Annotated in this window: 22 protein-coding genes and 1 pseudogene; 4 read left to right on the top strand and 19 right to left on the bottom strand. The window is 42.0% G+C overall.

The window, feature by feature from the left end:
• Nucleotides 1-37: 37 nt before the first annotated feature.
• The 17 genes and pseudogenes from MKY34_RS08230 to nikR form a co-directional block, all read right to left on the bottom strand.
• Nucleotides 38-1,723: a sigma 54-interacting transcriptional regulator gene (locus MKY34_RS08230; protein ID WP_342514701.1), complete on the bottom strand. Its 1,686-nt coding sequence runs from the start codon at nucleotides 1,721-1,723 to the stop codon at nucleotides 38-40.
• 212 nt (nucleotides 1,724-1,935) lie between these two features.
• A complete protein-coding gene (locus tag MKY34_RS08225) occupies nucleotides 1,936-3,687 on the bottom strand; it encodes a thiamine pyrophosphate-binding protein (protein WP_342514700.1) in 1,752 nt (583 codons plus the stop codon).
• 76 nt (nucleotides 3,688-3,763) lie between these two features.
• Complete coding sequence (locus MKY34_RS08220; RefSeq protein ID WP_342514699.1) at nucleotides 3,764-4,732, bottom strand: electron transfer flavoprotein subunit alpha/FixB family protein; 969 nt, start codon at nucleotides 4,730-4,732, stop codon at nucleotides 3,764-3,766.
• A gap of 19 nt (nucleotides 4,733-4,751) precedes the next feature.
• Nucleotides 4,752-5,519, bottom strand: coding sequence for an electron transfer flavoprotein subunit beta/FixA family protein (locus tag MKY34_RS08215; RefSeq protein WP_342514698.1), 768 nt, complete (start codon nucleotides 5,517-5,519; stop codon nucleotides 4,752-4,754).
• Between the two features lie 326 nt (nucleotides 5,520-5,845).
• On the bottom strand, nucleotides 5,846-7,918 hold the full coding sequence (locus MKY34_RS08210; protein ID WP_342514697.1) for a (Fe-S)-binding protein: 2,073 nt from the start codon (nucleotides 7,916-7,918) through the stop codon (nucleotides 5,846-5,848).
• A gap of 131 nt (nucleotides 7,919-8,049) precedes the next feature.
• Complete coding sequence (locus MKY34_RS08205) at nucleotides 8,050-8,466, bottom strand: MaoC/PaaZ C-terminal domain-containing protein (protein ID WP_342514696.1); 417 nt, start codon at nucleotides 8,464-8,466, stop codon at nucleotides 8,050-8,052.
• A gap of 14 nt (nucleotides 8,467-8,480) precedes the next feature.
• A complete protein-coding gene (locus MKY34_RS08200; protein ID WP_342514695.1) occupies nucleotides 8,481-8,906 on the bottom strand; it encodes a MaoC family dehydratase N-terminal domain-containing protein in 426 nt (141 codons plus the stop codon).
• A complete protein-coding gene (locus MKY34_RS08195) occupies nucleotides 8,890-10,110 on the bottom strand; it encodes an acyl-CoA dehydrogenase family protein (protein ID WP_342514694.1) in 1,221 nt (406 codons plus the stop codon). The genes MKY34_RS08200 and MKY34_RS08195 overlap by 17 nt, the downstream gene beginning before the upstream one ends.
• A 278-nt stretch (nucleotides 10,111-10,388) precedes the next feature.
• Entirely contained in the window at nucleotides 10,389-11,147 is a 759-nt protein-coding gene (locus MKY34_RS08190; protein ID WP_342514693.1) for a beta-ketoacyl-ACP reductase, read from the bottom strand.
• 71 nt (nucleotides 11,148-11,218) lie between these two features.
• Nucleotides 11,219-12,370: pseudogene (locus tag MKY34_RS08185) on the bottom strand (thiolase family protein).
• Between the two features lie 749 nt (nucleotides 12,371-13,119).
• Entirely contained in the window at nucleotides 13,120-14,028 is a 909-nt protein-coding gene (locus MKY34_RS08180; RefSeq protein ID WP_342514692.1) for an HNH endonuclease, read from the bottom strand.
• A 252-nt stretch (nucleotides 14,029-14,280) separates the two neighbouring features.
• Complete coding sequence (locus tag MKY34_RS08175; RefSeq protein ID WP_342514691.1) at nucleotides 14,281-14,892, bottom strand: ATP-binding cassette domain-containing protein; 612 nt, start codon at nucleotides 14,890-14,892, stop codon at nucleotides 14,281-14,283.
• Nucleotides 14,882-15,805 carry an ABC transporter ATP-binding protein gene (locus MKY34_RS08170; RefSeq protein ID WP_342514690.1) on the bottom strand — a complete coding sequence of 308 codons (924 nt, stop codon included), beginning with the start codon at nucleotides 15,803-15,805 and terminating at the stop codon, nucleotides 14,882-14,884. Before MKY34_RS08170 ends, MKY34_RS08175 begins: the two co-directional genes overlap by 11 nt.
• A 24-nt stretch (nucleotides 15,806-15,829) precedes the next feature.
• A complete protein-coding gene (locus tag MKY34_RS08165) occupies nucleotides 15,830-16,690 on the bottom strand; it encodes an ABC transporter permease (RefSeq protein ID WP_342514689.1) in 861 nt (286 codons plus the stop codon).
• A complete protein-coding gene (locus MKY34_RS08160) occupies nucleotides 16,687-17,646 on the bottom strand; it encodes an ABC transporter permease (protein WP_342515215.1) in 960 nt (319 codons plus the stop codon). The genes MKY34_RS08165 and MKY34_RS08160 overlap by 4 nt, the downstream gene beginning before the upstream one ends.
• Nucleotides 17,647-17,689: 43 nt before the next feature.
• Nucleotides 17,690-19,303 carry an ABC transporter substrate-binding protein gene (locus MKY34_RS08155; RefSeq protein WP_342514688.1) on the bottom strand — a complete coding sequence of 538 codons (1,614 nt, stop codon included), beginning with the start codon at nucleotides 19,301-19,303 and terminating at the stop codon, nucleotides 17,690-17,692.
• Nucleotides 19,304-19,367: 64 nt separating this feature from the next.
• Nucleotides 19,368-19,787, bottom strand: a complete 420-nt coding sequence (gene nikR, locus MKY34_RS08150) for a nickel-responsive transcriptional regulator NikR (RefSeq protein ID WP_342514687.1) — start codon at nucleotides 19,785-19,787, stop codon at nucleotides 19,368-19,370.
• Nucleotides 19,788-20,457: 670 nt separating this feature from the next.
• Here nikR and MKY34_RS08145 point away from each other — a divergent pair.
• Together MKY34_RS08145 and MKY34_RS08140 are read left to right on the top strand one after the other, a co-directional pair.
• Nucleotides 20,458-20,742, top strand: a complete 285-nt coding sequence (locus MKY34_RS08145; protein WP_342514686.1) for an NAD(P)-binding domain-containing protein — start codon at nucleotides 20,458-20,460, stop codon at nucleotides 20,740-20,742.
• Nucleotides 20,739-21,443: an NAD(P)-binding domain-containing protein gene (locus MKY34_RS08140; protein ID WP_342514685.1), complete on the top strand. Its 705-nt coding sequence runs from the start codon at nucleotides 20,739-20,741 to the stop codon at nucleotides 21,441-21,443. The genes MKY34_RS08145 and MKY34_RS08140 overlap by 4 nt, the downstream gene beginning before the upstream one ends.
• Before the next feature lie 98 nt (nucleotides 21,444-21,541).
• Here MKY34_RS08140 and sstT read toward each other — a convergent pair whose 3' ends face one another.
• Complete coding sequence (gene sstT, locus MKY34_RS08135) at nucleotides 21,542-22,774, bottom strand: serine/threonine transporter SstT (RefSeq protein WP_342514684.1); 1,233 nt, start codon at nucleotides 22,772-22,774, stop codon at nucleotides 21,542-21,544.
• Between the two features lie 460 nt (nucleotides 22,775-23,234).
• On the opposite strand from sstT, the gene MKY34_RS08130 reads away from it, so the two are divergent.
• Together MKY34_RS08130 and MKY34_RS08125 are read left to right on the top strand one after the other, a co-directional pair.
• On the top strand, nucleotides 23,235-23,723 hold the full coding sequence (locus MKY34_RS08130; RefSeq protein ID WP_342514683.1) for a PH domain-containing protein: 489 nt from the start codon (nucleotides 23,235-23,237) through the stop codon (nucleotides 23,721-23,723).
• Nucleotides 23,695-25,137 carry a PH domain-containing protein gene (locus MKY34_RS08125; protein WP_342514682.1) on the top strand — a complete coding sequence of 481 codons (1,443 nt, stop codon included), beginning with the start codon at nucleotides 23,695-23,697 and terminating at the stop codon, nucleotides 25,135-25,137. Before MKY34_RS08130 ends, MKY34_RS08125 begins: the two co-directional genes overlap by 29 nt.
• A gap of 35 nt (nucleotides 25,138-25,172) precedes the next feature.
• Here the strand turns inward: MKY34_RS08125 and MKY34_RS08120 are convergent, their stop codons facing one another.
• Nucleotides 25,173-25,604 carry an SRPBCC family protein gene (locus MKY34_RS08120; RefSeq protein WP_342514681.1) on the bottom strand — a complete coding sequence of 144 codons (432 nt, stop codon included), beginning with the start codon at nucleotides 25,602-25,604 and terminating at the stop codon, nucleotides 25,173-25,175.
• Nucleotides 25,605-25,618 lie beyond the last annotated feature (14 nt).

Below are 25,618 nucleotides of genomic sequence, written 5' to 3'. Positions count from 1 at the left end.
CGGCAATACTTATTTCTTTTCATTCTTGAACAAACATTCAGGCAGTTGTGATTGTCAAATTATACTTTTTCAGTTTTCTTACGATGGTGGCCTGGCTCGTCCCCAATCCTTCCGCAAGCTCATACGTATTTTTAAATTTTTGGATTGCAACAGATAATACTTCTTTTTCAGCAAACTCCGCCGCCTCTTTCAACGTCATTTCTTTGATATAGGCAACGGGTACCTCCTTTTTGTCCCGATATTCCTCTGGAAGATCAGACGCAGTAATAAAACTTTTAGGAACCGTAAGAACTAGTCGTTCTACAAGGTTAGACAGCTCCCTTACATTCCCCGGCCAATTATAGTGGTAGAAAAAGTTTTTTAAATTATGGTCGAATTCCTTTTGGATTCCATACCTTTCAGTTATTTCATGAAGAAACGATTGAACGAGCGGCAATATATCCTCTCTTCTTTCTCGCAAAGGAGGGATAGAGATTGGAAGTACATTCAAACGATAATACAAATCTTCCCGGAACTCGCCCTTTTCGACCATTTGTTTTAAATTTCGATTGGTTGCTGCGATTAGCCTTACATCTATGTTTTTTGGTTTTGTTCCGCCAATCCGCTGAATTTGCTTATCTTGCAAAACGCGGAGCAACTTGACCTGTAAAGCCAATGATAGTTCCCCCACTTCGTCTAAAAACAAACTCCCCTTATCGGCCAATTCAAACATTCCAGGTTTTCCAGACCGACTCGCCCCCGTAAATGAACCTGGCTCATAACCAAATAACTCTGATTCCAAAAGTTCCGGAGGAATTGATCCACAATTTATTTTTATAAAATCTCCCTTTAACGCTCTTTGGCTAGCCTGGTAAATATGCCGAGCAAGTACATCTTTCCCTACACCTGTTTCCCCAAGTACTAACACAGTGGCATCATACTCGGCAATTCGATTTCCCATCTCATAAATATCCATCATCTTTTTACTTTCTACGATAATATCTGGATCCCACCACGTTTTGTTTTTTAGCTTCTCTAACTCTTCTTTATACTGCTTATTTATTTCTAATGCTTTTTTCAACTCTTGGTAAAGATGATTAGATTCTGAAAGATCCCGGACATAGGTGACCACTTTCTTGATTTCTCCGGCCTCATTAAAAATAGGTACAGCAGTTTTTAAGTGCGTGTTGAATTTGTTAGTGGGTACTGAATGGACGGTCTTTCCCTTTGCAAGCACCTTAAAGGTCAGCGCTTCATTCACAACTCCATCTTGGAGTAACTGTTTGATATTCTTTCCTAAAAATATTTCCTTAGGATGGCCAAGGAATTTCCCCACAGCGGCATTTATTTTTAGCGTCAAACCATCACTGTCTGTAATGTAAATGCCATCGGAACTGTTCTCAAAAACGGCATCTAGTTCTTGATTCTCATACTCTAATTCACTTATCCTATCTTGTAAACGCTGAATAGGGGTGCCGTCAGAAACAATGTATAATACTAATGATTCAGTTTCGCACTCGATATTTTTATACTGGAACAAGTAAGATTGATTCTCTTGTTCTACTGATACATGATGGCTCCCCAGTACTTCCCATTCTCGAAATAGCTCTTGTATATTCTTCCCAACTGCGACATGATCAAAGAGTTTGAAAAAAAGAGAATTATAGCTTTTAATTACCGCCTCTCGATTTGTTATGATCATCGGAAACGGAATAGATTCCAGCCAATCCGGAAATTTCGCCATTGCTTATCACTCCTTTTTTACTTAAGATGGAATCGCTTTCAAATTCGAATGTTAAAAGTTCTTACAACGTAAGTTATACCTCGATAACACATGCTGAATATTTAGAATATTTACTCTAACCTTACCCCTAAAATAAAAAACGGTCAACTCCACAAAATTAAGAAGCCTGACATCTGCTGGCTCAGACTCAGGCTTCTTCATCAATCATATTGTTAATTTATCTTTTCTACCTTAGGTCGATAATCTGGTACGACTGCAGGCGTGGCTGCATTCTTTTTAGCGACTGGACCAACACTTTCCATATCTACAACTATTAAAGAGGCTTTTCCTCTGGCAACCGCTGTTTCAAGTTCTGTTAAAAATTCTTTATGTGAACCAACCTGTGCTGATTCAAAGCCCATTGATTCGCCTAACTTAACAAAATCCGGACTTACTAGATCTACTGCGAATTGCTCTCCGTATACCACATCTTGGATGCCGCGTAATACGCCATACCCTGAGTCGTCAAACAAAATAATAACAATTGATAAATCTTCTTGGATAGCTGTTGCCATTTCGCCTACATTGACCATAAATCCACCATCCCCTACCATCAAGACAACAGTACGATCTTTACAACCTACCTGTGCGCCAATTGCCATCGGAAGTCCTTGTCCTATTCCTCCACCAGCAGCATAAATAGATGTTCTTGGTTCATAAGTATCAATTACGCGACTCCCCCATAAGTTGGCAGGAACAGTTACATCACGAACAAAAATGGCGTCATTAGGTAATATTTCTCGTATACCTTCTGCAAAGTGCTTATAAGGCCCTAGCGTTTCAAGTAACGAGTACCGTGCGTTGTCACGAACGTTTTTAACCTCCTCCAAATACTTGTTGTTTGTTGAAATATCTCTTTTAGATATACTTTTAATTAATTTTCTTAACAGTTGCTTTGCGTCACCTACAATGCCGTGAGTAATTGGATAATTGAGGTTAAAAGCATTTATATCAGTATTCATGCTTATATGGTCCTCAGGAAGAAAGCTATCCCAAAGGGCTGTCTCTGTGCTTCGGAATTGGGTACCTACGCTAATCAGTAAATCTGACTTTTGCACAAAATCCCGGACATCTTGAGTAGAAGAAAAATAACCTATACATAATGGATGATTTTCATAAATTGAGCCTTTTCCCGATTGGCTTGTAATGACTGGTGCACCTATTAATTCTGCCAATTCTTTTATTTCATTTGCCGCTCCGGATTTAATAACCCCGCCTCCTGCCCATAGAATAGGACGACGCGCTTCATAGACTTTTGCAACGATCTCGTCAGGTAAAACAAAGTCTGTTTCAACTAATTGAGTAGTAACACCTTTGTTGTTTTCTATAATAGTACTTTTTGGAATGATCGCTGATTGGAAATCAATCGGAATCTCCAAAGTAACTGGCCCAGTAGGAGCTTCAAAAGCTTCACGAATTGACTTGCGAATCATTGCAACCGCCTGTTCAGGTTTACGGAGACGATATGCATGTTTACATGCACCTTCCATCATCGTTAGTTGATCTTTCGCTTCATGAATATATTGTCGTCCTACATTTATATACGGGCTTGCTATTTCACCTGTTATGTGGAGTAGTGGAATACCTGCATTCCACGCCTCAACTAATGAACCTGCAGCATTTCCTGCTCCTGATCCGGTACTTGTTATTGCAACTCCCAATTTGCCGGTTGCCCGTGCATATCCATCCGCCATATTCACCACACCACTTTCCCCGCGCGCAGTGATCAATTGAATATTTCCATCCCGATGAATAGCTTGATAGATTGGCAAGTTATGAATACTTACAATTCCAAAAGCGACTTCAACACCTGCAGAAACGAGCTCTTGTACAATGGCATCAGCTGTAGTGAATTCAACTCTTGAAGATTCCACATTTTTTAATTCCTCCCACATATATAGTTTCTCGGAAAGCTTATTTTTCATAGCTTTCTTAGCTCCTTAACCGATGTAAAAAAAAGCGACATTTCACTCTACATAATAAGAAATGCCGCTTATCTATTTAACTGGTTACCAATGCTTGTTTAATTTCTTCCGTCAACACAGGGATAATCTCAAATAAATCTCCGACAATCCCATAATCGGCTACTTGAAAAATTGGCGCCTCTGGATCTTTATTAATCGCAATAATCGTTTTCGAATTAGACATACCTGCCACGTGCTGAATGGCACCTGAAATGCCGCATGCGATATAGAGATCAGGCGTGACGACTTTTCCTGTCTGTCCTATTTGCAAAGAATAATCACAATACTCGGCGTCGCAAGCCCCCCGAGAGGCCCCAACTGCGCCTCCCAGAACCCTTGCTAATTCCCTAAGCGGCTCAAACCCTTCCGCGCTCTTTACTCCCCTACCGCCGGCAACAATGACTTTAGCCTCGCTAAGATCTAGCTCTCCAGAAGTTTTTCTTACAACTTCCTTCACAATCGTTCGCAAGTCTTTTATTTCCGGTTTGAATGCAGTCAACTCAGTCTTGACAGGCTTCTCTGAAGTCTCAAAGTTATTTGGACGGAGAGTAGCAAATTGCGTTCCTTCAAGGAATACTTTCTTCTCAAATGCTTTCCCCGCATAAATCGGACGGGAAAACACAATCTTGCCATCCTCTATTTCTACCCCTGTGCAATCGGATATCAACCCAATTCCCAATCGTGCAGCGACGCGCGGTGCTAGATCTTTTCCTATGGCCGTATGACCCATGAGAATAATATCTGGCTCTACTTCCTTAATCAAACCCGTCAATGCCCGGGCATAAGCATCTATTGTATAAGTAGATAAGGCCTGATCATCCGTCACATACAACCGGTCAGCTCCGTACTTACTGATGTCTTCCAGAAAGGCATCTGCTCCTTGACCAAAAAGGACTGCACTCACTTCACTATTTGCCTCTAGAGATCGAGCCAGCGTTAATGCTTCAAAAGACACATTTCTTAGTTTTCCGTCTCTTAATTCGGCAACTACAAGTATTTTGCTCATCTTTCTCATCCTCTCCCACTTAAATAATTTTTGCTTTCGTACGAAGCAATTGAAGCAATTCGTTCACCTGGTCAGCTGTTTCTCCTGTCAGAATTCGACCCGCTTGCTTCTTAGGGGGCAAATATTGGTCTAGGAGTTCTGTTCGGGCACCTAGCTGCTCTTCAGAGATATCCAACTCCTCTAAAACTAGGTGTTCGATTTTCTTTTTTTTTGCTTTCATAATCCCCGGCAATGAAGGATAACGTGGTTCATTCAACCCTTGTTGGGCAGTCGCCAAAAATGGAAGTTCTACTTCAACGGTTTCCAGATCTCCTTCTACCTCTCTCTCAACGGTAGCTATTCTTCCGTCAATAGATAATTTAGTAATGGTTGCAACGTGAGGGATTCCTAAAATTTCCGCCACTCGGATAGCGATTTGGCCAGCCCCTGAATCTATCGATGCATTACCACCAAGAATGAGATCAAAGTCCTGATTCTTGATCGCTGCAACAATGATATTCGAGATAAAATATTCATCCGCTTCTGAACCATCCTGTTCAATCTGTATAGCCTTATCCGCTCCCATTGCAAGGGCTGTTCGAAGTGCACTTTCCGTTCGTGATGGCCCCACAGTAAGCACTGTTACCTCTGCCCCTAATTCCTCTTTTAATTTCATGGCTTCTTCCACGGCATACTCATCATATGGATTGATAATGAATTCAACCCCTTGTTCGTTAACCTTGCCATTTTGAAGGGAAATTTTCTCTTCGGTATCAAACGTCTGCTTTAACAACACTAGTATTTTCATCCCCTACACCCTTTCCTTTTAGAATGTTCTCGTTATTTTATAATTGCAATTTTTATGCCAAAGTAAAATGGTTCAATCCATGCGATATACGGATGTCTAAAGTTGTGCCGTTATTCAAAATTGATTTATTACTCAAGAGGCACAGTTATTTTGGCAATTCAAATTCGAATCCAACAATTCATTGTTGCAATTTTGACTTTTGTAGAAAAGAAATGCACCGCGTTCAGTTACTTACACCACACACTGATTTCCATGGGAAATAATAAAAAATTCACCATGACCGAAAAGTAACCAATGACTACGCCAAATTAGCTAATGATATTTTTTTAACACACTAAAGATTTCTCAAGAATTTCAACAATATCCATCGTTTTTACTTGTTCTTCTACCTCTTTCGCCTTGGTCCCATCACTCATCATCGTCAGACAATACGGGCAATTGCTTCCAATCATTGTTGGATCCAACTTAAGAGCCTGTTCCGTTCGTTCAATGTTAACCCGTTTTCCTTCGGTTTCCTCCACCCACATATTACCGCCTCCAGCTCCACAACACATTGCTTCTTCTCTATTTCGTTCCATTTCCAGTACTTGAACACCAGGGATGGACTTTAATATTTGTCGTGGTATATCATAAATGTCATTGTATCGGCCAATATAGCAAGAATCATGGTACGCAACAGCTTCTTGCACTTCCTTCATTGGCTTAATTTGACCTTCCTGAATTAGCTTGAAAATGAGTTCGGTATGATGATAGACTTCGGCTTCTAAACCAAATTCAGGATATTCATGTTTAAATGTATTGTACGTATGCGGGCAAATGGTTACGATTTTCTTTACACCATAAGCCTGGAAATTGGCTATATTCTCTTCGCATAACTGCTGGAATAAAAATTCATTCCCCATCCGACGAGCAGTATCACCTGAATTGCGTTCTTCGTTTCCTAAAATCGCAAATTTCACACCAGCCACATTCATGATTTTGGCGAACGATTGAGCAATTTTCTGGCTCCGATTATCATAGGATCCCATCGAGCCTACAAAAAACAGATACTCAAAATCTTCCACTTCATCAACAGTAGGCACTACGATATCTTCTCTGCCTTCGCGCCATTTAATGCGTTCCTTCTTGTTAATGCCCCATGGATTGCTTTGCCGTTCTATATTTTGGAAATAGCGAGTTGCTTCGTGCGGCATATTGCCTTCAGTTAACACTAGGTATCGACGCAGATCGATAATTTTATCTACGTGCTCATTGGCAACGGGGCATTGATCCTCACAGTTACGACATGTCGTACAAGCCCAAATCTCTTCTTCAGTGATTACATCGCCAATCAAATTAGGCAGTTCAACCGTTGCCGCTGTTTCCCCAGCTGCCAATCCAGCCGTTAGTGCCGGGGATGATGCAGAAGACCCAAAAATATAACTCGGCATCCACGGGTTACGCGAAGTAACAACCGCTCCTTTTTCTGTCAAATGATCCCTCATTTTAATGATTAGATTCATCGGGGATAACGTCTTCCCTGTTTCTGAAGCGGGACACATATTCGTACATCTCCCACACTCCGCACATGCATACAAATCAATCAGCTGCCGCCGGGTAAAGTTTTCTATTTTCCCGACGCCGTATTCCTCGATTTCTTCATCCTCAAAATCAATTTTCTCCAACTTTCCGACCGGTCCTGTCTTCTTGAAAAAGACATTGAACAACGCAAATAGCTCATGCGCTTGCTTCGACTGTGGTACGAACACCATAAATGATAAAACGCTCAGTAAGTGTACCCACCAAAATACATAGAAAAACACAGTTCCAGCCGCCGTTCCGATGCCAGAGAACACTGTCGCAATTACCCCGGAAAAGGGAGCGTGGATGAAGTCTGGTTTGTGCCCGAGCATAATGGTTTCGAAGCCCAGCGTAAGCAGGATGGACACAGTCAATGTGGTCAGTCCAATATAAACAAAAGCAGCTTTGGCATCTCGCTTAAATTGCAACCGCTTCAGCTTTTCAATATATCGACGGTAAAAAGCATATACAACAGCGCACAGCATAAGGAAGGTCGTCCACTCCTGCATGAGTGTGAAATATTTGTGCGCGGCTTTAAAAGGAAATTCATAACCAGTAATAAATCCCTTGATTATGATTTCGATGAGTCCTATTTGGATGATGAAGAAGCCATAAAATAATATCAAATGCATAAAACCGCTTTTCTTGTCTTTAAACAATTTTTTCTGGCCAAATACGTTGATCAGAACTTCATTGACACGCTGTCGGGTATCCCTTCCCAAATTGGACTTCTTCCCCAATTTGATGAAGGTTACACGGCTATAAACAAGATTCGCAACCAGATAAATCGCATAGCCCGTTACTGCCAGAAAGGCAATAAAATTAAGGAATACCAGCATATCTATTCATCCTTTCTTTTCAATCCAAAGTTTCTATCGGAATTTGAATCATCTCTACCAACAACAGATTACAACGGATAGAAAAATGCGGCCGTTCCCACAGGGACCGGGCTGCATTTCTACTTCCATATTTAGTAAAACTTCAGCGTTGCCTCGCCTGTTGTTAAAGCCTTGCCTGGTTCTCGCTCTACGTAAATTTCTAAATCCAACGTACGCTCTTCCTCATCCTTGTTTGTAACCTTGGCCCGACAAGTCAGAATGTCCTCAGGAAAGACCATGCCTGCAAACCGAACCATCAATCGGTTGACAAAACCGTTTGTTCCGGCCAACTGACCGCATAACTGACCTAGAAACCCCATGCTGAGCATTCCGTGTGCGATGGTGCCAGGTAGACCGACACTTTTTGCCGTCTCAACATCGGTATGAATCAAATTAAAATCTCCAGACGCTCCGGCATATTTTACTAATTGGACTTTTTCAATTGCCGGCTTGACAAGAGGCTTAAACTCCTGCCCAACCTCTGCCCGAATCCAGTCAATTCCAGTCATTTACTACCCTCCATTCAGCGCACAATCAGCGTGTTTTTCCCGCGATACACCAAGTTACCTTCCAAATCTTCACCGCGGGTTTCCTGCACGAGAAACGTCATCTTGCCCATCTTTCCTTCTCTTTCATAGACCTCGGTCACAGAGCTGAAACAGCGCAAGATATCTCCTGCTACAATTGGTCGTTCATAAAGATATTCCATCCCTCCGTGCAAAACTCGACTTGGTTCAAACTGGACCTTCGGATTCGTCACCCGGATTGTAGTTGGAAATGTAGGAGGTGCAACGATGCTTCGATACCCGCATTCCTTAGCAAACGCCTCATCCGTGTACAAGGGATTATCATCGCCAATGGCTACAGCAAAATTACGAATGGCGCCTTTTTCGATCTCAAATATTTTTGATTCACTTGTACTTCCGATAATACTAGGATCTACTAGCAACTTTTTCCCTCCTTCCATTACGGGCTAGCATGTCTGCACTATCGATTTCGCCAATCTTCACATGTCCTTTGATCAGGTTGCGAGCAATTGTGCGGCGCAGGATTTCATCAGTACCTTCAAAAATACGAAGCAATCTTAATTCGCGATACCAGCGTTCTATCGGCAACTCTTTCGTATAACCCATTCCTCCATGAATCTGCAGTACCCGGTCCACCACATTGTTGGCCATATTAGAGCCGTATAGCTTGGCGATAGCTGACTGATGACGCGCATCAACATCGTTTTCTACCATCCACGCCGCACGTAAAACGAGCCACTTCGTCGCCTCGATTTCTACTGCGGAATCCGCAAGCATCCACTGAATCGCTTGATGTTCGGCAATCGGTTTTCCAAAAGTCTTACGCATTTTGGAATAATCTACGCCCATTTGCAGCAATCTTTCTGCAGATCCAATAGCTCTAGCGGGAATCATCCATCGGCCTTTGCCGATCCATCTCATGGCAAGCTCAAAACCATTACCTACTTCACCCAAAATGTTCTCTTCCGGAACTCGCACATTTTCAAAGACGAGAGAGGCTGGTCCCCATTCTCCCATTGTATGGATATACTCGGAACGCCACCCCATATCCCGATCTACAAGGAAACAAGTAACTCCGCCGTCTGCACCTTTTTCCTTATCCGTAACTGCGAACACGATGGTAAAATCCGCTTCATGCCCTTGTGTGATAAAAGTCTTTTCCCCGTTCAAAACCCAGTCATTCCCGTCCTTAACTGCCGACATTCGGATGCTCTTAGCATCAGATCCAGCTCCTGGTTCGGTAATAGCAAAGCAAGAGCGACGTTCTCCGTTAATCGTTGGAATCAGGTACTTTTTCTTCTGTTCTTCATTACAGAAATAGAGAATATTATCTGCCACACCGCCTAGTCGAAATGGAATGAAAGTTCTAGCAATTTCAATTGCAATAATTGCGCTCATTACAGCCCCAAGGTTTGCTCCTCCATACTCCTCCGGGGTTTCAATTCCCCAAAAACCAATTTCTTTCGCTTTCATCTGAAGTTCGTGGAGCTTTTCTGGTGAAATTCCCGGACGCCCTTCTCGCTCATTTCGCAATACCTCCGGCTCTAACGGAATTAGTTCCTTCTGCACGAAATCTCGAATTGTTTTTTGCACCATTCTCTGTTCTTCTGTCAATAAAAATTCCATGTTTCTCCATCTCCCTTTTCGTTTAATTTTAATTGTTCATGATAATCAATTACGCCAAGGCGTAATTGCGTCCAGATTTTTTCGACCTCGCTCGAAAAGCTCCTTTGAAAATCTGTGACATCCGCCGGAGGCTTTATCTTCGTTCAGCGGGCGTCCCAACATCCACTGAACAGTAAAACAAAAACGCATTCATCTCACCACCTATAGAGGTGGGAATCTTCTGTAGCTGACGCTTCGCTTTCAGTACAAAAAGATTTGCTGAAAGAAGATAACTAGATTTAGCGGGCTCCTCCGTTGACGTAGATAATTTGTCCATTCACGTAACTGGAGTCTTCACTAGCTAGAAAGGCGATTACGTTAGCAATATCTTCAGGTTTCCCCACTCTTCTAAGCGGATTTCTCTCTGCAATTAATTTTTGCTGTTCCTCAAAATCCAAGCCTACTCGTTCTGATGTGGCCTTTGTCATGTCCGTTATGACATACCCAGGACCAACAGAATTCACATTAATGTTAAAGGGTCCTAATTCCATTGCTAAGGTTCGGGTAAATCCCTGTAATCCAGCCTTGGCCGCCGAATAATTGGCTTGTCCGCGGTTCCCCAGAGCTGATGCGCTACTAATGTTGATGATCTTTCCATAGTGTTCTTTAACCATAAATTTCTGCACTGCTTTGGCACATAAAAAGCTGCCCTTTAGATGCACATTCATCACCGTGTCCCAGTCTTCCACTGACATTTTGAAAAGAAGGTTATCTCGGGTCACTCCAGCGTTATTTACCAAAATATCAATCCGTCCAAAGTGAGCAGCAACTTTTTCAACGCCAGCATTCACTTGCTCGACATCAGAAACGTTACAACCAATCGCAATCGCTTCTCCACCATTGGATTGAATAGCTTGAACTGTTTCACGACCAACCTCTTCATTCAGGTCAAATACTGCCACCTTCGCCCCATCTTGTGCTAATCGCTTTGCTGTTTCCGCTCCAATCCCCTGCCCTGCACCAGTGACAATAGCAACTCTATCTTGTAAACGGCTCATTAGATGACCTCCTCTAAAAAACTTCTAGGTACATTAAAATAACAAATATGTTTTCGTACTGCTTCTTTCCTTTACCTTTCAAGCATTAGGGCAATTCCTTGACCTCCGCCGATACGAGTCCTCGCCTAACATCCCGGCGCTTCATTTCATGTGCTAGTTTCATCACTAGCATCCCACCAGTCGCAGCAATTGGATGCCCATGGGCAATTGCTCCTCCATTCACATTGACCTTTTCCATATCCATGTTTAGTTCACGGTCGCAGGCGAGTACTTGGCTGGCAAAAGCTTCATTGATTTCAATCAGGTCCACATCTTCTAAAGTCAATTCCATTTTCCCTAATAACTTGTTGATGGCGGGGACAGGACCTATCCCCATAATATTTGGATCCACTCCAGCGATTGCCCAGTCGGCTACCCTTGCGAGCGGTTCCACCCCTCTTTTCAACGCTTCCTCTTCTGACATCATAAGCAGCGCTGAGGCTCCGTCACAAACACCAGATGCGTTACCCGCGGTTACTGTACCATCTTCCTTAAATGCTGGACGAAGAGGAGCTAACCCTTCCAAGGTCGTTTCTGGTCTTGGATGTTCATCATCAGAAAGGTAAGTGATTGCTCCTTTTCTTCCTTCGATGGGTACAGGTACAATCTGATCTTTATAAAACCCTTGTTCTACCGCCTTTTTCATATTTTGCTGACTTCGCAAGGCAAAGGCATCCTGTTCCTCTCGGCTGATATCATAGCGTTCCGCAAGGTTTTCAGCGGTAATACCCATCGTTGGACTTCCGATGTGCACTGGTGACAACTGTTTCAGTAAAAACTTGGGTGGAACCCGATCAAATGCTTGACTTGGAGATTCCAATAGATAAGGAGCCCTTGTCAGGCTTTCCGTTCCTCCTGCCACTAGAATTCGCCCACTTCCGGCATTGATGGCATCGGCAGCTAGTGCAACAGTATTAATTCCCGATCCACATTGCCGGTCAATTGTAACGCCCGGTACCGTTATGGGCAGCCCTCCTTCTAGTAAAGACAAGCGCGATATTCCCACCGCCTGCATTACAATTTCCAAAGATGACGTCATCCACTTCTTCACCTTCGACTTGTGCCCTTTGAAGCACTTCTTTGATGACAAGTCCCCCATAAATGGAAGGATGTAGATCTTTTAAAGCTCCTCGTATTCTAGTAATTGGAGTTCTTGCCACAGAGACGATCACTGCTTTACTCATTTATATTTCCCCTCCGCATTCTATTTTTGCTATTCTTTTTGATTACCCAACTAAGGTATAATGATTTTTCCGAAATCGGGATGAGGTACAGCCCAATTATTATATACAGTTTCGTGTTTCAGCATCTCTTTTCCCTGATAGATACTTCAATAACATTTTTCACAAATCCCTTATTAAATTTCCCACCCCTTCACCCGTTATCTTTTTCTAATTCCCCAATTCTTACTAATTGCCATTGAACTGAACATATCATCTCCACCTTATTTGCTTTGTTGGCAAAAGTTATTAGAGCTGTGTTCCTTACACTTATACTACTTGCAAGAACAATGCCAAGTTTCTGTTTAATAGAAAGTCAGATGGGATATAGGAGTATTCATCATGTTTCCGTTTAGATAATTCATTTATGAATCAATTAATCTGCAATCTTCCGAACTGTTCAATTAATTTCAGAATTACTTAATTCAATGTTGCATTTAGATAAAATAGCCCAATCTTTATACTCTGGCAGTTCAATACTTTACTGATGGAATTCGTAAAATTATTGTATATTTCTTACTCCCACAAAAAAACAATCCTGTTCCCGGACAATTATTAGCCCTTCGGAACAGGATTGTTCTCAACATTAATTTATGACTTAGCAAAAGCCAGCCATCTTTACATTCACTATAATCTTTCTTGAAATGAAAATAATCGTAAGGCGGATGCCAGGCACCACTCTCCAGTAGAACCCACATCCACCACACACCAATCTACTTGTTAAACAAATGCCGCTTATGCCACTTAAAATAAGGCTTATTCGCTTCTTTTCGAGCAATTTTCATTTTAGGACGGATACTATATATCTCATACTTTTCTTCTGGAATCCGAGACGAAATATGCAATCTCCCTTGCCCATCAAATGCGATCAATCCATTCTCATAAAGCGCATGATGATTATAACAAAGAAGCACACCGTTATATGAATCGACTTGTTCAACATCCGTACTATCTTTCCAGGGCTTCGAATAACTGGCACGTAGCAATTCGGGTAACGCAACCTCACAAAGTGCACATGTTTGATCCCATAGCGGGAATACACCTTGTCCAAATTGTTGTTTCCCTAACCGTATCTTTGTTTTCACTGCTGTTTCCGTTTCTGCAAGCGTTGGAATGAGCATGTTGCGCTCGATTTGACGTACCGGGCTCATGGCTAATTCCAATTGTTCTTTATCTATTCGATAAATGTTGAGATTGCTTATAAGTTCGATTAACTTCATCGCTAATTCGTCATTACAAGGATACAAATAGCCTTGATTGCCGCTACCATCCTCTTGAAAAGGCGCATATTTTATGGGCATAAACGGCAATAGCACTTCGAATGTTGAACGTATATTTATAGGGAATTCCAATTCATGATAGTCCAATCCCACCAAATATCCGTCTTCCTCATCAGGCATACTCGTCGGCCTTGGCGCAGATTGACATCCTGTTTTCGCCACACTAATCGCAACAATATCTCCCTTTACATAATGAAATATGCGGTCTCCTTCTTGTACTTCTGACACGCGTAACCACGAATGCGGCAAACTCCCATCATCCGCTTGTTTCCGCGACCAAATCATTCCTAATTCCTTTTCTTCTTGATACGTTTGGCCCTGCATCACAACGAAACTTTGCATATATCGCACACTCCTTAACTAGCACTTCAATGATCTTCTATTCTTATCATAACTGCTTATTGTGTAGCTTGCTGTAATTATGATTGCCCCTTGAATAGATTGAAACCAATTCTGTAATTTGTTCAAATAAAAGCACATGGCGACGGCCACTTTGCCCGGTTACACACAGACTTTGCGCACTTTCACTACTAAAAAAGGACATTGCCCAAGAGTCCAAAACTCCCGTGCAATATCCCTTCTCTCTACAAACCATCACTCTACATGCACACTATTCAACTCAATCACGCGATGACAAAGCCTTTGCACCAGCTTTTCCTCATGACTAACAATGATAATACCCATCTCTCTCTTTTTGGCGATTTCAAGCACAGCATGCCAAATTTGCGCCTGAGTAATGGCATCGAGCATCGTTGTCATTTCATCAGCAATTAAAAAACGTGTGTTGGCACTCAATGCTCTTGCTACGCAAAAGCGTTGTAATTCCCCTCCGGATAACTCGTTAGGCCAACGCGTCAGCCATTCCTGCTCAATGCCTAATAAATCGAGCAGTTCAGGGTCTGGGGTGCCTCCTTCATTCAACACCTTTTCCATCTTCCAGCGTGGATTGACCGCTTTTTCCGGATGTTGAAAAACCAGTTGCACCGGATGAAATCCCCTCGAAGCGATAGGGGCACCATCCAAGGTAATCGTTCCTTCCAATGGCTTTTCAAACCCCGCCAACATCCGACAAAAGGTCGTTTTACCCCGTCCACTCGGTGCTGTAAGCCCAACGATTTCTCCTGGTTCTACCGTGAAATTGACACCTTGAAACAGCCAAGGTCTATCACCATAACGAAATCCAATATTTTTTGCTTCAAGTTGCATGAATACACCTCACCTTCCCATTCCGAAGGTCTCGCATTTCTGGTTGTGTTTGCTCACATTCAGGCGTTGCCATCAGACAGCGCGGGGCAAACAAACAACCCGGCGGCAATGCACTCGGATGCGGTTGCGAACCTGGAATCGGGATAAAATCATTTTGCGGTAACGCTCTCCATAACGCTTTACTATAAGGATGTCGCAATGCCTCGCCATCTCCCGCAAAGTCCTCAACAGGCGCGATTTCCACAGTCGTCCCCGCATAAAACACCGCAATTTTGTCAGCAATCGTTAACGCTGATTCAATATCATGTGTGATTAACATCACCGCACAGCCATTATCCGCAAATTCTCGAAAGTTTTCTAGCGCTTCTTTCATGACAACTGGATCCAGCCCAGGTGTCGGTTCATCCGCAATAATCACCTTAGCGCCACTGACCATCGCCGTGGATAACAACGTTCTACGCGCCATCCCGCCAGAAAGCTCAAAAGGATACATCTTCTCAACAGCTTGTTGTAAATGCAGTCGTTCAAAAACCTTGCGCTGTGCGTCAACCGCATCATCACCTTTTGCAGAAGTCCGAACTTGATTCCCTACACGCATTAATGGATCTAAATAGTTAACCGATTGTGGAATCAGCGCGATATCTGTCCCGCGCAAGGCAACTTGGCGTGTAGCAGTAAGCGCTTGTCCCGCATAGCTAATCGTTCCACTAACCATCGCATTCGCTGGCAATATCCCAAGAATGGCATGCGCCAATAAACTCTTTCCTGAACCGCTCGCTCCTACAATTGCCAAAATCTCTCCTTCTTCAAGGGTGACGTTTAAATTTGAAATAACCTTGACATTGGTTTGTCTTAAACCACCTGTATATTGTTGAAATGCTATCGATAAATTTTCTACCTCAAGAATGGACATGCGTTAACTCCTTCTTTCTCCCCATCACTTCTCATGCGCCCGAATAGGATCGATGAGCACACGAAGACTTTCGCCAATTGTCTCAAATGTCCGTACAATAATCAGTAAGCATAGCCCTGGGAAAAAGGCGAGCCACCACATGCCTGAAGACAAATACTTCATCGATTCCGATAAAATAATACCAATCGCTGGCTCATGAGGCGATAACCCCAGTCCTAAGAAAGTCACTGCCGCTTCGTGTAAAATGACATGAGGAAACATCAACATAAAACCAATTAACAATTGTGGAATCAAATGCGGAAAAATATGATGCATCGCAATCCACCAACGTGATTTCCCCATCTGTTGCGAAATTTGTACGTATTCAGCTGAACGTATTTGCATCACTTCAGCGCGAATTACACGCGCAAGGCTAGGCCAGTGCGTCAGCATTAACCCGATGACAATCCCTTTAAACCCGCCACCTAACGTAAAAGCAATCAAAATCAGCGTAACAAGATGTGGCACACTTAGAAACAAGTCGATGAGCCATGAGATGAAACGATCGGCCCATTTCCCCATTGTTGCTGATGCCATACCGAGGATTAGCGCAATGGACGTACTGCCAATTGCCCCAATCAACCCTACGCCCATACTTAACGACAGCCCCATCATCGTACGGGTAAACATATCTCTCCCTAACCAATCCGTTCCAAAAAAGTGTTCCAACGAAGGCGCTAAATTTCGTTCCGTCAGATTCGTCGCAATACTTTCCTGATCGAGCAAAGCGCCACCTATGACAACCGTTAACAAGAAAACAGTAGCAGCAATAATCGTAAAGAGCGTCCTCTGCCTTCGATTCACAGAAAATCGCTTCTTCTTTTCTACTTTGAGGTCTAGGTTCATAGCATGCGCCCCTCCCTCGTCCGCGGATCAACTACATAATAGATAAGATCGGCAATTAAATTTCCTACAAACACAAATAACGTACTAAACAGCACTAACCCTAATAACAGAGGAACGTCTCCCCTTAACCCTGCCTCGACAGTCGCTTGTCCAAGACCTGGGTAGGAAAATACTTGCTCGGCAAGCACCGCTCCCCCAAACAATTCACTAAAAGCCGCGAACTGTAAGGTGATGGCAGGCAAAGCAACATTACGCAAACCATGTCGCCAAAACAACAGAAAGCCACGTTCGCCTCTCGCCCTTGCAAACAACACATAATCACTCGCCAACACTTCAATAAGTTTTTGACGTGTATGCAAGGCAACATTCGCCACGCCCAATACACTCAACGTCAGCGCTGGGAGTATGAGATGCTGGAGACGATCTGCCAATGTGACATCTTCCGCCAAGACCCCAGCTGGAACGCCCAGCCCAATCGGGAACCACCCAAGCCACACCGCAAACACAATGAGCATCAGAAGCCCTAGCCAAAACGTAGGCGTCGATGCCAGTGTGTAACAGTACCATTTAATGATTCGATCAATCCACGTGCCCTTTTTCATCGCAGATACAACGCCAAGCACGAAACCAATCACACCTGACAAAACCCATGCCGTTAGCATTAAGACGAGCGAATTTAGAAAGCGCTCGCCAATAATATCCGCTACCGGACGACGAAAAATCATCGAATTCCCTAAATCACCCGATAGTAAGGCAGAACCCCAACTAAAAAATTGCACCATAACGGGTTGGTCAAGCCCCCAATATTCGGCGATTTGCTCTCGCTGTTCAGGACCTACCTTTAACATATCCGCACCAATATAAGCTTGAATTGGATCAATCGGAGAATTCTTCACTAATAAAAATGAGATTAGGCAAATCGCAAACAATAATGTCAGCATTCTAAAACCCTTCATCAATAGAAAGGCGCCTATTTTTACACCTGTATGTTTACGCACATTACTTACTCCATTTCCAATCAGCAATATTATCTGTAGCCGGCCAACCATGTCCATGAACATGAATTCGTTGCTCTCCGATATCAAGGCCTTCTTTCACTAAATACAAGTGATCGATATTTACTAACCATGCCCACGGAGCATCTCCTTTGGCACTCAAACCAGTCGTGCCATCCCATTGTGCTTTTTTCCAAAACTCAATGGCCTCTTTTTCACTCTTCGCTTGAAGTGCCTTGTCAAAGTATTCATCTACCGTATCATTTTTATAAAACCCTGTATTATAGTACTCAATTCCAGCATTTTCACTATCATAGATATTGTACATTTCATGTGGGTCATGACTTCCCCAGCCCATCAGAACAGCCTCAGAGTACATTTTCTTGCTTATAACATCCCAGCTGCCGCCCTCGATTTTAATATTAATGCCGAGTGGCTTCATCATATCCGCAACCGAAATCGCAAGGGATTGTCTGATTGTATCGTCCGCTAAGTAATACAGCTCGAATTCGGCTTTCAAAGCGCCTTTCTCAACAATGCCATCTCCATCGGTATCTTTCCAACCCGCTTCTTCTAATAACTTACGCGCTCCGTCCATATCTGCATCTTCCATAACGGTCTCTGGATTCCACCATGGAAGCCCATCCACTGACGTATAAGCCGGCGTTCCATAGCCTTCCAACACACCATCGATTAGCGCCTGACGGTCAACTGCGATATTAATCGCGTGGCGGATAGCTGGGTCTGCTGTTACATCGTTCCCAATTGGCAAACCGTCTTCAGTAGATTCACCAGACTTGACGTAAGGGAATACAATTCCACGATTGTCTACCGTTTTTATCGCTTTTAGTTCCATACCTGGTACCTTTTTATTGCTAAAGGCAGCCGGAATATAAGCTAAGTCCACCGTACCTGCTTGCGCAGCCGCAAATGCAGAGTCCTCATTTAAGAACACAAATGTCACCTGCTTAAAATACGGCATTGTGCCGTAGTATTCAGGATTTGCCTTTACGATTAGCTGTTGGCCTTTGTCCCACTGCACCAGTTCAAATGGTCCTGAACCAACAGGATGTTCCGCATAATCGTCGCCATATGCATGCGCTGGCACAATACCCGTCGCCGCCAAATTATTGACAAACGTTGACTGTGCTTTCTTTAACGTGAATGTAACCGTCTTACTATCCACTGCTTCAACTTTTTCTAAAATATTTAAATCGACAACCGAACCATTCGTAGCTGCCGTTTCAAAGGTAAATTTCACATCTGCTGCCGTCAAAGGCTCGCCATCCGAAAATTTTACATCCTCACGTAACGTTACTGTCCAAACTTTGCCGTCTTCACTGACTTCGTAATGGGTGGCAAGATCATGGACTATGTTCAATTGGTCATCCCGTTTTAACAATGTACTTTGGAAAAGTGGTGAACCATAACGTCCCCACCCCGTTGTCGGATCAAACCCCGTTTCAGGCTCCGATCCAAATGCTAGCACAAGCTCGTCTTTCGGCCTGTCCGCCTTTTTCTTCTTGTCCTCACTCGTTTTGGATGATGAACAACCTGCTAACATCAGCGAAATAGCGACAGTCGCTATGATCATGCGTCCCAACAATTTCTTTGTCATTTCATACACTCCTTCTAAAAAATAGTTGTCTCTCCCTTTAAAAAGGAGGATTTTACAGCCAAAACTAGATTTGTTCTACTGGTGCCGCTGTGAAATTTCCGTAAGACACACCTTTTAAACTCGTCAGCTGATGACTAAGTCGCTGCACATCCTTCACTTTCCCTTTCACGACAATCAGCTCCAAACAGCTATCATGCGTTAAATGGAAGTGTGTTGTGGCAAGGATGACATCATGTACACTATGTTGAATCTTCGTCATTTCTTCCAATAAGTTACGCTGATGATGGTCATAAAACAACAGAATACTTCCCGCAATTAACTGCTCATCATCTTCCCATGTTTGTTGAAGTATCGCCTCACGCACAAGATCCCGAACGGCTTCTGAGCGATTTTCATACCCTCTTTGTTGCACGAACGCATCAAATTTACGCAACAAACCCCCATCCATTGAAACACCAAACCGCTTTAACGTTGAATCCTGCATGCTTCAACTCCCTCTCCGCAATTTTTCACTGAACAGTAACACATTTCAATCATTTCGTAACACATATATACATAACAACTGTTCACTATTCTACCCTTCGTGTTACTTTTCAGAACAATCGTAACACCTATATCTACAAATGAATAAAAGCCCATTGATTGAACACTACCTGTACGCTGTTCGTACGATTGAAAGTGGTCAGATCATCGGCTTATCCGTGCATCTTTTTTTATACGTAAGTACCATAACAACTCTTCGAAGGATTAGATCCATTAAGGGGGAGACCCTTAATTGTTTATTGAAATAGGAATACATAGAGGACCTCTGTGACTATACAGAAGGGTTCGTTTTGAAAAAGGGTATTTTTCAAAGCGTGGAATACAACAAGAACCATTAAGGTTTGTTAAGCAATGACGCATTAAACTTTGAAACCGCTCGTCCGATTCCATTTTAATACATTCATCCTAGCAATTATTATAATCTTATTTTCCCTCAGTATCAATAAAAACGTGATGACAGGAAATAATTCCACTTCGATAATACGTGAGTAAACATAGGATTTATACTTTTTTCGTATGTATTCGCATTCAACCATGCATACTGCCCCATAGCACCCCCCCATCCTGTTGAGACCGTGTGACTTGCTATTTCAAAGGAAGTTTTTAACTAGATGTATGATCTTGTCATTATTGGCGGTGGCCCCTGCGGCTTAGCGACGGGGTTAGCCCTTCAAGAAAAAGGGGGTTCTTATGTCATTATCGAAAAAGAGGCGATTGTCAATTCCATTGTGAAATGTCCTTTACATATGACGTTCTATAGTACTTCAGATCGATTGGAAATCGGCAATATCCCATTCGTATCTCAAGATGTTCGCCCCTCACGAACAGAACTGTTAAAATATTATCGCCTTGTAACAGAAAGACAAGAAATTCAGATAAATGTTTTCAAAAAGTGAATGCAATTACAAAAAACGCAGCATCTTTTACTTTCCAAGCAGAAGATCGTAATGGCAATACCATTACGTATGAAGCGAAAACAATTGTGATTGCCACCGGGATTTTCGATACGCCTAGACAGCTAGGAATAGCAGGAGAAATCTCACCAAAAGTATCCCATTATTATAAAGAAGGACATCTTTATTATGGACAACACGTCACCGTAATAGGCGGAAAAAACTCAGCCATTGAAGCTGCGATTGACCTTTATCGTAGCGGTGCGCATGTGACTCTCGTCCACCGCGGTGACACCGTCTTAGAAGGCATTAAACCATCCTTGTTATTAGATATGCGTAATCTTCTTAAAAAAGGACAGATTGCATTTTATCCGAATTCTAGCATTGCTGCGATTGATGAAACCTCCATTCACATCCATTCGACAGAAGGAGCCATTTCCAAACCAAATGATTTTGGCTTTTCTCTTATCGGCTACCAGCCCAATATTTCCATGTTGCAAAGCATCGACATTCAAACGGACGCCTCGACATTGGTTCCGTCCTTTCACCCAGAGACCTATGAATCGAATGTCAAAAATGTATTTCTTGCTGGCGTAGTCACGAGCGGTATTACCAATCGTATGTACATCGAAGACGGACGTTTCCACGGCTTGAAAATTGCAGATGTAATCGCACGGCGGCTTTCTTTTGTGCAAAGTAAATAAGTAGGACTCGTAAATCATTACAGACGCCAAAAGCCACAATCATCGAATCAACTTCGGTAATCGTGGCTTCTCATTTCTTTTTACTTTTGTCTTAGTTTTTATGATTTCATAGAAACTATTTTACCTTCTTTACGCTCTCTAGCATGTTCAGCCGTAGCTGTGAACAAGACGTCAGAGGAGGAGTTTAGTGCCGTTTCACACGAGTCCTGAATCACCCCGATAATAAAACCTACACCAACTACTTGCATCGCAATATCATTTGGTACACCAAATAAACTACATGCTAGCGGGATCAATAACAGCGAGCCCCCCGCAACACCAGATGCACCTGCTGCCGAAACAGCCGCAACTACACAAAGCAGAAGTGCAGTCATAAAATCAACTTCAATCCCAAGCGTGTAGACGGTTGCAAGTGTCAGTACAGCAATTGTCACGGCTGCACCCGCCATATTAATAGTAGCGCCAAGCGGAATGGACACTGCATACGTATCCTCATCTAAACCAAGTTTTTCACACAGCCTCATATTCACTGGAATATTTGCAGCTGAACTGCGTGTGAAAAACGCCGTTAAACCACTTTCTCTTAAAACCCTTAACACAAGTGGATAAGGATTTTTTCGTGTATAGATAAATACGATTAACGGATTCACCACCAATGCGATAAACAGCATACAGCCCACTAAAATGGCGATTAATCTCCCATATACAGCTAATGCAGAAAAGCCGGATGTCACGATTGCATCAAAGACAAGCCCCATAATACCAAGTGGCGCTAGCTGAATGACCCACTGAACAACTTTCGTAATGGCACTCGAAAAACTGCCCAACATATCTTTCGTATTTTGACTGGTATTTTTCAATGCAAGCCCCAGAACAACTGCCCACATTAATATCCCTAAATAGTTCGCATTTATTAATGCATCAATTGGATTCGCAACTAGATTAAATAGTAATGTTTCCAGCACTTCAACAATACCTTCAGGTGGAGAAAGACCATCTGCTCCAGCTGTCAATGTTAATGTCACTGGGAACATAAAACTCGCAACGACCGCAACAGCCCCCGCTAGTAATGTACCAATCGCATAAAGAACAAGAATCGATTTCATATTTGTTTTCTTCCCGCTTTTATGCGCGGCAAGTGCATGTATGACTAAAAATAAAACTAATACGGGTGCAACTGCCTTTAACGCACCGACAAATAAAGAACCGAAAATGGTAACCCAACTCGCCGCCTTAGGAACGGTTACAGCTAAAATAAGACCCACAATAATACCAATGACTATCCTTTTTACGAGGCTCACTTGATTCCATTTAACAAATAAGTCTTTCATCATACTCCCCCCATTTCTCTTAAATTCCCATGGTAACAAAACACAATCACTTCTCCAGTTGTAACAGTATACTTACTTTTACCTATAAGTAGACCGGTATTTTATTTTAATAAATATTTCCGGAATTTTATAAATATTTATCAGATTTGCAGGATAAGAATGGAATCCACACAGTGATATTTTGTCATAATAAACCGCTTGTGATAGCTAATGTGATTCACAAATTCACCATTGAAGGGTCGACGATTCTTTCTTCCTAAAAGCATTCGCACTTTATGTACTTACGTTTTTGGAACACGAAGGATGAACAAATCTCATATGCATATCGGACAAAGTGTATGGCACAGTTTTTTTCTCAATCAACAGTCGTGCTAATTACTCATAGTGAGTGTAGAACTAAAGTCTGCTATAATTAGAGTATGGATAGAATAGTATAACTTTTCATAAAAAAGGAGTTCATATGCAGAGGGTAGAAAAAAAGTCAATTATCATTTGGATACTAGAGGATTTTCAATCATTTATCATACGCATGGCATTCATTGCCGTTCTTTATTATTTTTTTCACGAGTATGATTTTGTCCTTAAAATCATTTTGCTATTAGCTATTTATTTCACTTGGAATTTTTTGATCTGGTTGATTTTTAATCCGCTTCGCTATCGAAATTTCCGATTTTCGATTGATGATAATGTGATTCAAACAGTCAAAGGCGGAATTATCATCCAGCATGATACAATTCCGATTCGCCGTATTCAGCATGTCGATATTGAACAAACCTTTTATTCACGTTTCTTTCATTTATATTGTTTGAGTATTTATACTGCCGGGCATGATCATTTCATTCTTTACTTGACCGAACAGCAAGCACAGCAAGTAAAAACGGACATTGTTACTAAACTAATTGAGGAAGGGATAGATCAGGATGAACACGAAAAGAGATCACCTAATTGAAATCCTTCATATTAATTATAGAACAATAAAGAACAATTTACTTCCACTCCTGACGCTTGTTCTTGGTTTGTTAGGTACAAATCAACTATATGAAAATATGTTGAAAATCGGATTTTTTTTGCTCTGTACGTTGATTGTTGTATTTTCAATATGCTCATGGTACTGCAAAAAATTTGACTTTAATGCGGAAAAAATCACTCTTTCTGAAGGTGTTTTCAGAAGGAAATATCAAGAGATTGCAATCAATCGCGTGAAGTCGATTCATACATCAGATTCACTGCCTAAACGCTTGCTTGGCGTATCCAATTTTAATGTAGAGTTGATTGGTGGAGAGGAAGTTTCTTTTGTTTTATCAAACAAAGGAATTGTGGAAATAAAAAACACTGTCTTCGGTGAGTATGATTTGGAGATCACAGATACAGCATCGAACAATTTAACCGTGCTTCCGTGCTTGCTACTAGCGGTGACAAATCCACGAATTTTTTGGAGTGCTTTTGTACTCACCTTTACAGTGGTTAGTTTTTTATATACACCGATTGCAAGATGGGTAGGTATAGAAGGTGCAGAAGTAGAACAGAAAAATGTAATTGAAAGTGGACGCAGTGTGGTAGAGATACCGATTGAAGCATGGTTGGCAATGATTCCTATTGTATGTGGACTAAGTATTTTATCAACCTTCGTTGCGGCTATTTATGTTTTTTTCATGTACAAAAACTACCAAATAACTAAAATTGAAAAACAAATCTATATCTCTTACGGCTTCTTTGAGAAAAAGGACTATCAAATACCAATCCAAGAAATCCGTTCAATCCGTATTATAGAGCCACTATCATTCCGCCCATTCGGCTATGTCCAATTAAAGATTGATCCCATTGGAATGAGTACGAAGACAAGCCGTGATCTGTATTTTCGACCGATTCTTAAACAGAAGGAAGTCGCAGACGTTATCAAGCAATACTTGCCGATGTTTGACGTGATTGAAATAAATAGGAAAGCAAAAAAGGCTCTCCTCCCAGACTACTTACTGAAAGCGATTTGGTCACCTACGATTATCCTACTTGCATTCATTTACCTACACCCAATCTTTTTATTTGGTTCGGTACTTCTACCGTTCTTTTTATATGTGGGCTACTTGCGTTGGAAATATGCGGGTTTACTTTTTGACGATAAATTCATCAGTCATTCTGAATATAAATGGCTACAGTCAACTAAAATGATTACATTGAAAAAATATATACAGCATACCGGAATTAGTCAATCTCCATTGACTAAAGTACGGAAAGCATCAAGCTACTATTACTCTGTTTACTCTGGTAATGAAAGTTATCAATTATACGGGTTAAGTGATGAATATCAAGATCAATTTATCACTTACCCTACCTTCTTCGCAAAAAAACACCAGCCCCCCAAATAATCGAATGAGTGGCTGGTGCTTTACATAATCTTGTCTTATTTAATTTGGCGTGCAATTTTCTCTGTTAAGCGCGTTGTCACTTTCGGCAACACCATTTTAATAACAGGTGACAATACAGCGCCTGTTAAGCCACCTGCATTTACTTCAATTGTCCCTGTCATCGTAGTTTCCCCTGCCGTCTCTTCAGCAGTAAACCTTCCGCTTCCCGTAAAGTTATCCGTTAAGCCTTTTAACTCGAACCGAATGATCGATGGCTCGTCAAATTCAGTGATGTTTAACTCCATTTTCACTGTCTTTTTCAACCCTTTAAAATTCCCTTCAAATGTCCAAACTGACTTTTGCTCATCAATTTGTTCATGCTCTTTATAAGCAGGGACCATTGTTGCCCAATTTTCAATTTGACTAACGTATTTCCAGACGTTTTCTACAGGTGCTTGAATGATTACGGAATGCGATGCAATTGCCATACGTTTCACTACTT

It is taken from the genome of Sporosarcina sp. FSL K6-1522, assembly GCF_038622445.1.
Lineage (GTDB): Bacteria > Bacillota > Bacilli > Bacillales_A > Planococcaceae > Sporosarcina.
The sequence above is the reverse complement of the archived record's forward strand: the minus strand, read 5'-3'. Positions and strand labels throughout refer to the sequence as shown.